Annotated in this window: 7 protein-coding genes; all 7 read right to left on the bottom strand. The window is 43.4% G+C overall.

Features of this window, described 5'->3' with window-relative positions:
• Positions 1 to 4: 4 nt before the first annotated feature.
• On the bottom strand, positions 5 to 1438 hold the full coding sequence (locus tag H8S64_RS10570; RefSeq protein WP_186976027.1) for a RagB/SusD family nutrient uptake outer membrane protein: 1434 nt from the start codon (positions 1436 to 1438) through the stop codon (positions 5 to 7).
• A 45-nt stretch (positions 1439 to 1483) separates the two neighbouring features.
• The gene (locus H8S64_RS10575) at positions 1484 to 4861 is read right to left on the bottom strand and encodes a SusC/RagA family TonB-linked outer membrane protein (RefSeq protein ID WP_186976028.1); all 3378 of its coding nucleotides are present in this window, start codon (positions 4859 to 4861) and stop codon (positions 1484 to 1486) included.
• Between the two features lie 178 nt (positions 4862 to 5039).
• On the bottom strand, positions 5040 to 6197 hold the full coding sequence (locus tag H8S64_RS10580; protein ID WP_186976029.1) for a FecR family protein: 1158 nt from the start codon (positions 6195 to 6197) through the stop codon (positions 5040 to 5042).
• Positions 6198 to 6652: 455 nt separating this feature from the next.
• Positions 6653 to 7204: an RNA polymerase sigma-70 factor gene (locus H8S64_RS10585; protein WP_186976030.1), complete on the bottom strand. Its 552-nt coding sequence runs from the start codon at positions 7202 to 7204 to the stop codon at positions 6653 to 6655.
• 115 nt (positions 7205 to 7319) lie between these two features.
• Positions 7320 to 8984 carry a PKD-like family lipoprotein gene (locus H8S64_RS10590; protein ID WP_186976031.1) on the bottom strand — a complete coding sequence of 555 codons (1665 nt, stop codon included), beginning with the start codon at positions 8982 to 8984 and terminating at the stop codon, positions 7320 to 7322.
• A 51-nt stretch (positions 8985 to 9035) separates the two neighbouring features.
• Positions 9036 to 9734 carry a DUF4843 domain-containing protein gene (locus H8S64_RS10595; RefSeq protein WP_176554999.1) on the bottom strand — a complete coding sequence of 233 codons (699 nt, stop codon included), beginning with the start codon at positions 9732 to 9734 and terminating at the stop codon, positions 9036 to 9038.
• 28 nt (positions 9735 to 9762) lie between these two features.
• A complete protein-coding gene (locus tag H8S64_RS10600) occupies positions 9763 to 11256 on the bottom strand; it encodes a RagB/SusD family nutrient uptake outer membrane protein (RefSeq protein WP_186976032.1) in 1494 nt (497 codons plus the stop codon).
• Positions 11257 to 11258: the final 2 nt, after the last annotated feature.

Raw genomic sequence — 11258 nt, forward strand, 5'->3', positions numbered from 1 at the left:
TTTTTTATTTTCCAAATTCCAGTTCATTCTCCGGTTTCGGGAATACATAATTCACCGTGTAGCCATTCAATTTCTCATCCTTCATCCGCTTATGATAGAAAAAGAGTTGTCCTTCACAAATAAATTCACGCTGGTATTCCTTCAAGATTTCTTCCTGCACGGCATCCCCGCTATTCACAACCGAAGCATCCAACAACTCCGTGTCTTCATATCCCCGGTTAGCGAGCACTTCGTTCAATCGGGCTACCGCCACGGAAGGCGTTGCCTTATCACACTCCGCCACGATATAATACATCTCGCTTAGACGGATCATCGGCATACGGTCACGCTTGGGCGTGTACAATTGACCTTCCACCGTAATTCCATCCATCTGCCACAGTTTAGAAGGTACATCCCCTATATAATTCGTGGTTTCGAAGAAGAAACTACGAAAATCATTCCCCGCGACAAACAAACTACCCGGGGAAATCCGCATCAATAAAGGCACGCTCGTACCCGTGAAAGACCCCTCGATATAATCTTTCAACTTCCTTATATTTAAAGCGAAAAGATGTTCCGTGGAAAAAGTACGGTCACGCAACTCCTTTTTCTCGTTCAACACGTCGCCCCTCGTGCTCCAAGGAAACAACTCCCGGTTTTCGTGAGCCTCGAGCACGGCAATGGCACTCTTACGGGCTTCGGTCGGATTGCCCGCGTACATGTACACGCGTGCCATCAACCCCATAACCGCGTAATAATTCAAGTGATAATTCCGATTTATCAAATAACCGTTGTCATCACTCGCGGAAACTTCCCGTCCCGTCAGCACAGGATCATTTGCCAGACACGTAGCCGCTTCTTTCAAATCCTTGATAATTTGTTCCGTGACATCTTTCGGGGAAACCGACACGGTTACCTGCTTCGTGAGTTCATTGACATAAGGAATCCCGTCTTCAGCGGAAGCACTTGTCGCATCCGCACAAAACAAACGTAACAAATCAAAGTGCATGAAAGCCCTCAAAGCCAACGCTTCCCCTTTTATAATCTGCTTATTATCCCCCGTGAACACGGCTTTTGAATTATCAATATAAGCCAGAATACTATTAGCGTTCGCTATGGCGTTATACAACCCGTTCCAAAGCGTGTCGATAATCGGTTTCGTGTTCGTTGCCTCGTACTCGTATTTCAACGCGTTCGCGTAACGATGATTGGAGCCGATTCCTCCCCATTGCTGGGCGACCACATCCACTATCCCGTAAGTCAACTCTCTACCATACAGAGAAGATTTTGTCATCGCCGTATAAACGCCCGCCAAAGCATCCTTGAACCCATCCTCGGTGGAGAACATATCTTCGGCTTCCATCTCGGTTTTCGGTTTCACGTCCAGCCAGTCGTTACACGCCACCATGCTGAAACAAACCAAAATCCACAAACTATATTTTAAAAAACCTTTTCTCATAATCTAGTCGAATAATTGTTTAGTATATTCATAGCCTACCACCTGTTAGAATGTCGCTTGCAGCTGGAACGAGAAAGAACGGGCAAACGGGTAATCCGTACCTCTTTCCGTCTTCACCGTTGACAGACGAAATACATCATTCATGTAGAAAGACAATTTCAACCGCTCGATAATACCATTCTGCATGAACTTACAATTTCTGAAATCGTAACCGACATTCAGAGAAGTCATTTGCAATTCGCTCAAATCCTGCACGAAGCGAGATGTCGGGCGCGTGAAATAATTCGGGTCGGTAACTCTCTTGAACTCGGCTTTTTGTCCCGGTGTGGTCCATCTTCCGGTATACACCCGACGGTCCACGTTGTAAGTCATATCGCAATTCTCAACCTTGTCTACCAACGTTTGATTATACATCTGTCCGCCCAAACGGAAATAGAAAGAGGTATTTACAGAGAAACCTTTCCAATCCAAGTTAAAACCGAATGTTCCCGTGTATTTCGGCAACTCGTCACCGCAAACGACTTGATCGTTGGCATCCCACGTGTAAGTCAGTTGCCCGTCCTTTGTCAGAAACAGCTCGTTTCCGGTACCCGGGTCGATCCCCAAAGACCGCACCGCCCAAATGGCACTCATCGATTGTCCCTCGGCGTAGCGAACGGACGGTTTCGTGGTCTTTTCTTTCGTACTTTGATCATAATTGAAATCTTTGTCGGAATCCTTATCATCATTCATGCTTGACAGAGCCTCGTTAATCTCTTTGATCTTGTTCGTGTTGTGCATCAAAGAACCGAACACGTTCAAGTGCAAATCCTTATCCGCATCATTAATCGCGCGCACGCTTACCTGCAACTCGAATCCTTTGTTCTGTGATTTTCCCAGATTCTCCGTGTAAGAAGAGAACCCGGCGGAAGGCGGTAACGTTACCGGGGTCAACAAGTTACTCGTGTTCTTGATATAATAATCAAAAGTCAAATCGACACGACCAAATAATGATACATCGATTCCGACGTTATTATCCTGTGTCTTTTGCCATTGCAGGTCGGGATTAGCCAAACTCATCAAGTAAGAACCGATAATGTTATCGTAAACTTCGTTTGAATAATACTTGTAAGTAGAAACCGCCTGATAAGAATTGAAGTTCTGTGAACCCGTGTAGCCCGTGGAAACACGCAATTTCAAACGTTGCAACCACCCAATGTCATTCAAGAATTTCTCGTTGTGCATGTTCCAACCCGCACCAACAGACCAAAAATGTCCCCAGCGGCGATCAGCCCCGAACAACGAAGACGCGTTCGCCCGATAGTTACCGTCGAACAGGTAGCGGGAATCGTAAGAATAGTTCACGGAAGCCAGAAAACTCGTTTCTCTGGACAAAGACTCGCTTCCACTCGGTTTTCCTCCGGCAAGATACTGTTGGGCATGAGTGATGTAATCCAACTTGTCATTGGCAAATCCCTCCGCTTGAAAAGTAACGGATTCCGATTTCGTTTCACCGAGGCTCCATTGAGCGTTGGCAAACATCACGTGTTTATCCCAAGTCTTCGAGTAATTCAAAGCGATATCCGTCGTTAGGGTTGTCATCTTCCCGTTCCCTTTCGTGTATTGACCTCTCTCGAAATAAGCGTCGTCCGTGATATCGATATCACGGAACATCGTGTGATCCCTCGGGTAAAAAATATCCGATTCATCCGTGCGGGAAGTGAAACCGAAACGCCCCGTGGCTTTCAAATCATCAAAGACACTCCACTCGATATAAAAATTATTTGTTATATCCGTGTATTTACTTTCGTCTTTCGTGTTTAAAGTTTTATTTATTAGCGGGTTGTAAACCGGGTTACTCCCGTAGGCCACCTCTACCGGGTTCAACACCTCCCGAATTGTCCCATCTTCATTGTTCGCCCTCCAGTACGGGTTCAGTTTCGCGTAATCGGAAAATGACCCGTAAGGGGAATTATCGGCTTTATTATGCAACAAAGAAAGTTGTTCCCGGAAAAGCAAAGATTTGTAACGATAAGAAAAAGTAAAACCTCCGCCGAATGTTTCCCGGTTGGAACCCTTCATAACACCCGCCACGTTGTTGTAACTCACGTTAATATTATACCGGATAAACTCATCGCCACCCTCGAAATTCAACGAGTGCTTGTGCCCGATCCCGGTACGTAACGGTTTGCTCAACCAATAGGTATTGACACCCCGCTCTACCTCTTTATTCAATCCCGCGTACAATTCATCCAACCGCTGTTGACTCACCGGGTGATTCGTGGACGAGGTATATACCCCGGACAAACGCTCCACTTCCAGTTTCTGCCACGCGTTACACAAATTATAACTACTTAAATCCGGGGCTTGGATATCCATACTCCCGGTATAACTTACCGTCATCTTACCGATCGCCGGACGTTTGGTCTCGATAACAACCACGCCGTTCGCCCCCTTGGAACCGTAAAGCGCCTTTGCCGTCGCGTCTTTCAACGTCGTGATAGACTCCACCCGGTTCATATCCATGTCCATCACCTTCTCGATAGTCTGTTCAAAACCGTCCACGATAAAAAGCGGCTGGTTCGGGTTCGTCTGGTATTTATCCTTCATGTCCGTGAAACTGGAAGCACCGCGCATCTGGATTTCCGGCACCCGGTTCGGGTCGGAACCGAATTGATTGCTCTCTATCACCTGAAAAGAAGGATCAAGGTTTTTCAAGGCTTGCAGGACATTCATATTACTCACTTTCGCCAGATCTTCCGCTTTCACGGTACGCGCCGCACCCGTGTAACTCTCAGCCTTCCGGGTAAAGATACCGGTAACCACGACTTCTTCCATCTCCTTCACGTTCTCTTCCAACGTCACGTCTATCGTTTTCTGCCCGTCGTACACGACCTCTTTCGTCAACATCCCCACGTACGAGAATACAAGTACCATATCCTTGGTCAAGGGAAGAGCCAACGAATAGCGACCGTCAATATCGGTAGCCCCACCTAAAGCCGTTCCCTTGATGACGATTGAAACCCCGGGCAACGTTTCCCCTTTTTGATCCCGCACCGTTCCCATCAACGTGATCTGTTGCACTTTCTCCGCCTTTACTGGGGCTTTCCGTATCACCACCACGTTATTGGTCAATTCATATTCCAGCCCGGTACCTTCCAGACATTCGCGCATGGCAGAATCCACGGTAACATTCTTTACCGCATAATCCTTTCTTCCGACATGTTTCAAATCGTCGTTACTGAACATGAAACTCAACTTCGTCTGGCGTTTGATCTCGTCAAAAACCTCTGCCAACGAAGCATTTTTCATATCCACACTAACCCGATCCGTGTTTTGTTGAGCGAATGAAAATGATACTGACAACAGTACTATCTTCACGGATAACAACAATTGGCATAGCCACCGGGGATACCCCCGAAAACTTTCATGAGCTCTCTTCATAAAATAATTTGTTTGATTTTACATTAGTCTATTTCACAATCTCTTCAATTCTGTTTGCGGCAGAAATGATCGGCTTTCTTTTTTTCTTTTAATTATTTTCCATAACTTTGTTTATTGATTTTACATTAGTCTGTTAGCAGGCTCACAAGGGAATGGTATTTGCGGTACCGTTCTCTTTTTATTTTAGAGTCACATGGTTCCCCTCCACGACAAACGTGATCCTTTTGATTTTTTCCATCAAATCAAATATATCGGAAACCTCCTTGTACTTCAGGATATCCATCGTGAAACGCAACTCTTTCTGCTCCGGGCTGCTGTACGAAACCTTGAAATCATACCAGCGCTGCAACTCTCTCATGATATCTTCCAAACGGGCGTTCACGAACACGATCCGTCCCAGCTTCCAAGCAATATAATCATCCACGTTGACCTCTTTCACCTCTATATTACCAGCCTCATCCACCTTCGCCTGCTCGCCGGGTACAATCCGGTGCACGCGATTCTCGCTCTTCACCTCTACCGCCCCTTGCACCAGCGTTGTCAACAAATCCGTCTCGTCAGCATAAGCCCGAACCCCGAATTCCGTTCCCAGCACGGAAATATCCGCCCGCTCCGTTCTCACCGTGAACGACCGTTGTTTCTCGTGCTCGACACTGAAATACGCCTCTCCCGTCAACCAAACGACGCGTTCCTTCGAATTAAAATGCACCGGTATTCGCAGTTCCGACTCGGAATTAAGGTACACGGTCGTACCGTCCTCCAGACGCACGATATACTCTCCCCCTCTCGGTATCTGGATCACGGTAAAACTATTATCAGCGACAACCGCCTCGTTATTTCTCATGAAATTCAGCGTATCCTTCTGATTCACCATCATCGCCAACCCGTCATTCACGCGTACCGTCGTGTCCCCGAAAAGAGCAACTTTCTCCCCGTTGGATAAGGTTACCACGGCTTTGGAACTCCCGACCTTAATCTCCTCGTGTGCCAATAAAGTTGAAGAATCTCCCTGTTTTGAATCCGACATCAACCAAATCATTCCACCCACCATCAACGGGAAAATAATCGCCGCCGCCACTCGAAGCACCCGTGAACGAATCTTTCGACTCCTGATAGCCACCGTTTCCCTTCTCAACCGCTTCCACCGATCATCCCGCGACACGCGATTACGGTCCGTGACAGCCCTTTTCAAATATTTCCCCGAGTGCAAACCTTCAAAGAAATCCCTGTTCCGCCCGGATGCATTTAACCATTCATCCAACCGGCGTTGTTCATCTTCCGAAATATCATTCAAAAGTGCCTTCGTTATCAATCTCTCAATCTCCCGTGTGTTCATCAATTACTCCTATCTTAAAATATTTTTCTATCTTTCTTATCTAAGAACTCCAAAAAACAAAAAAGGTAGTATAGAAATATGGCATTTTTTCAGAAAAAAAATCTATCCTGTTCAGTTATCTTACAATAATTAATAATATATATATCAGGTATTTTACTATTATTAAATTTTATATAAATACAATTTAAATTCTATTATTTTGCCTTTGGAATAGGCTTTGAATAGGAGTTGAATAGGAGATGAATGGGAGTTGATATAAATCAACTACAATACAAATATATCATATATACTTATTATTTAACTTATTTTACCTCGAAACCAACTCTCTCGGGAACTGACCTCACCCGGATTTTTATTCTATTTATTTCCATCCCACCCCTTCCGAAGGAAAATTTTGGGATGGGAAAACTATAAAAGAGCAATAACGTGGGAAAATCAATTTAAAATCACGGCATTCACGAATACAAGTACATCATAAAACAAAGGAGATGTTTCAAACGTTCCCTCAGATAGTTATTCGCGTTTGTCTTATGTTTTTTAATGGTCGTAACGGCAATATTCAACTCCTCCGCGATCTCTTTATGACTCTTTCCTTCCAGACTCTTCGCGTACACGTTCCGACAGGCTTCCGGAAGTTCTTCAAAAATATCATTTATCAAGGCATATATTTCAGCCTCGATCATCTGGTACACGAACGACTCTTCCGCCTCCTCCACTTCAAAACCTTCCATTCGTCTATCTTGCCTCTGCTTATCCCGCAGGAACGTCAGGCAATGGTTACGCACCACCCGGTACAAGTAAGCCTTCAACTGTAACTCGTCCTCGAACTTATCCCCTTTTTCCCATAACTTAATAAAAATATCCTGCAAAAGATCACACGCCAATTCCTCATCCCCCACGTAACGCATGGCGAAATACTTTAAAGCGGCAAAATATTGTTCATATACCTCTTTAAATGTTCTCGAATCCGACAAACATATTCTTCCGCTCCGGATTGTATTTGTCATATATTCATATAATTTTAGACGAAGACAAATATAATTGTATTTCTTCAAACAAAAAAGCGGTGTCGTACACGACACCGCCTAATATCACTAAAGCATACACTATAATTCTCGCAAACTAATAGTAATATAACGCAACAGCTCCCCCGTCAAAATTTTTATTTACCCAATAATGTTTCTGTACCTCCCCGGGTTTCTGCGGATCGTCATACAATTTCAACACCCTAAAATCCCCGTTATCAAAAATAGCACCAAACACGCGCCCGTTGAAATATCGCTGGGCTGCATTGTTCCCGTCGCCTCTCCACGTTGCAGTGATAACAAAATCTTTCATATTGCCCTCTTCCGTGAATTCATGTATTTTTGAAATAGCAGTACCTTCCATACTCATCGAATACAGAGCCTTCCCCGCCCCGACATACATAAAGTCATTATAGCGCTTATCCATCGCTATTTTCACAAGACCATGTCCTTGTTCTATCAATCTTGCCGCGTCAGCAGGCAATTTCAAATTAGAAACAGCTTTATAACTTATTGAATGCTCAGCCGTGTACAAAACAGTATTTAACTCGAACGTTTGTATATAAAAATCCGAACCATCCTTATAGATAACATAAATATATTCATTAAAAAAACTTTCGTGGAAAAGTATCGAATAGATCTCCTTATCAAAATTGTCAAGAGGTATAAAACCAGCAGGTAAATTAGCAATATTGCTCGGACGAGATAAAGCATGAACCGCATAATAATCGTAACTCTGGTAATATCCGTTTGAAGCAGTCATAACAAGCAACCATTTTCTTTCTTTTTCATAAATAATCGCTAACTGGTCTTTCGCTGTCACACGTTCGGCTTTAATCTCCTCAGAACCTTTATCCGGCATATCATAAGGATCATCAAAAATCAACGGTTCAAGGATAAAACGCCCCGTGTTCGGATTACCCGCATCATAATTCACACGCGTATATATTTTCCCCGATTCATCTAATAACAACGAGAGAGCTCCAATACTTTCAAAATTAACTGGAATCAAATTAGTCGGTTCCCCTACGAACTCATCTTTCATAGACACGATCTTTTTCATGTCTTCGGAATTCACAGCAACGGATTTCCGCCAATCCCGGTCCAAGATTTGCAAAGCACTGTATCGATCATCCGGATTCGGAGCCAATCCTGTAATACGGGATATTTCCACGGGCTCTTGCCCTAATTCTTCTCCATCATTGTAAAGAGGGTACACGTTTTCATGTGGAATATATTCCGTGACCGAGAAATTAGAATAAAGCCTTCCGTCAAGTTCCACGTTTTTCTTCTCCCAATAACGCTCGACAAAATCCATTTGAGTGACACCATTACTTTTACCCAACACGACAATTCCGGTACTAAAAGGTCGGCGTATCTCCACGAGGAAACCATAGATCGTGGCATTACCAGCGTTTTTCCGATAAATAAACAACTGCCCGTTCCCTCCTTCCGTGAACACGTGCCGTAAATTTTGCTCTGTTGAAATCACTTTACCATCCATCCGCCACTCGTAAGTCAATTCATCATCACCGTTGTATTTCACCTCCAAATCTAATTGCAATTCATCACCCGCGGTCACCTTGAATCTGGCATCTATAGTATTTTCATGAAGATAAAATCTTTCTTGATCCTCTATATTTGTTATAATAACGGTATCAGGCAATACAATATCTTTATAATTCAAATTTGTTTTGTCATCCATGCAACCGGTTAATAATATATAGCCTAAGAAGCATATCATTAAAATCTTATTTCTCATAACCTATTTTTTTTGGTCCATTACAATACATATTTCTTAGTTCTATAAAAATCATCCTGTAATCGTAACAGACATTAAACGTCCATCCAACTCGTATCTAGGTGTTTTTTCCAAGGCTCTTTTAAACATGATAGCGTAATATCTCTTTTCCGAAGGATCCAAAACCCCAAAATCACGAATGCCTGTTTCTTTTACAAATTCATCATATTTCTCCTTAGAATAATCGCCCAAATAAGCCTTAGCAATGTCATCTGTCCACCATTCAGGCCACGAGAAAATATCCAGCACCGTAATCTCTATAAACAGAGAATCTGCCATATAAACTTGAAAATCCGAATTAGGTACTAATTGCAATCTCAAGATTTTACTCCCTTCTTTTAATATAGCCTTTCGCTGTAATTTCACGCGCATCGTGTCAATAAAATCTCCATCCTGTTGAAACGGTTGTTCTGTTTCCAAAATGAAACAATCCTCCGGGAGTGTCGTTTTTTCTTTATCCACGTTAACGGCAAAATACAACGTTTCAGTCAAATTGTAGCCTCGAAATTCAACAGGGACGGAAATAATTTTCTCCGTGGTATTATCACTCTCGTACGCGAAATTACACTCGACTTTGTAGTAATCCTCGCCGGATTCGCTCCCGAACATGAACTTGATAAACCTTTCGGGAGTAAACATTTCCGGTTTTTCCTCTTGACACCCGTAAAACGCCAAGCAACCTAATAAAAGAAGTAAAAATATGATTCGCATAATTGTTTGCATTTATATTACACACCATTTACTGCACCCCGGCTTCCGTGTCCGGTACCGGCATAACTAATTTCCCATTATGAGCGACAGTTGTTCCATTCTCTCTTAACGGCAGGTTCAATCTCTTGTACACGTAAACCATTTGCCCCTCGCATAAAAATTCCCTACGGTATTCCTTAACCAACGCCTCCATAAAAGTACCTTTATCCACGTCAGCCTTCAAGTTATAAACCGAATTATTTCGGGCGTCCACAACTTTATTAAATATCTCGACAGCCAAAGCCCGGTCTTTATCAAAAACAGCCTCCGCCGCGATATAATAACATTCGGGGAATCGAAGTACCGGTTCCAGAGATTTTGCCGCAATCATATCACTTTCTTCCCTTCCTTCCAAAGAAAATTTAGTAACCATGTTTTTGGGGATCGCTTTCAAACGCACATCATCCGCGTTCTCCGAGAAAATTCCACTTTTATCGTTCAGCACTAAAAGCCAATCTTTAGCCGAGGAACTAAAATATCCTTCCGTCCAAGTAGACAATTCCGAGTTATAAGGAGCAAAAAGTATTTCCGAGTGTAACCGGGGTTCAATCGTACTTAACTCCATCGGGTCCCCAATATACCCGGGAGCGACAAACCTAAAATTCGTTCCTTTGTTCACAACGTTTATCACCTCATTCGCGTGTTCGAACGCCTTATCATTTTCCCCGGCATACAAGCAGACTCGGGCAAGCAATTGAGATATAGCGTAATAATTCAATCGATTGGCTCGATAATTGAAAAACTCATCAACACCTAAAACTTCCCCCGCTCCGTTATCCAGTTTAACACGGGAGTCGTTCAAGTAACTAAAAATCTTTCCCCCGGGATATTGTACATCCGTGTCAAAAGGTTTAATCCACTCTTTAGCTTTCTCCAAATCCGCAATCAAATACTTCAGAATGTTCTTCGTCGCTACCGGAGGATTCACGATAGACGGGTATGTTGTCACGTAAGGAATAAAGGCAGACTCCCCGCCATTGTCAGCGATAGGGGCTTTAGCAAAGATACGTAACAATTCAAAATGCATGAGAGCCCGTATCGCATAAGCCTCGGCAAGAATCATATTTTTAGTAACATCCCCATACTTGAATTTTACTTCCCCGTCATTTTCCAATCCTTGAATCAAATTATTCGCCTCCGCGATAACTTTATAGCTATCCAACCAGATAGAGGCGGCTATCGACTTTGCCTCACTCTTGTCATACTCGAAATTAATCACATCCAAGTAGGGACGATGCGCTTTCTCGTTCAGACTATAACTACGTCCCCAAGCTTCCACCGCACCCCATGTCAACTCCTTCCCGTACAAATTCTTGCCGGACATATCAATATATACACCGTTCAACGCGATATAATACCCTTGTGCCTTCTCGAATAATGTTTCTTCATATATATCCAGTTCCGGCTTCACATCCAACCATTTATCACACGACGAGAATATAAATGCCAGCAAGACAATATTTATTATATATCTTTTTTTCATGA

This window comes from Butyricimonas hominis (genome assembly GCF_014287455.1).
In the GTDB taxonomy this organism is placed as follows: Bacteria; Bacteroidota; Bacteroidia; order Bacteroidales; family Marinifilaceae; genus Butyricimonas; species Butyricimonas muris.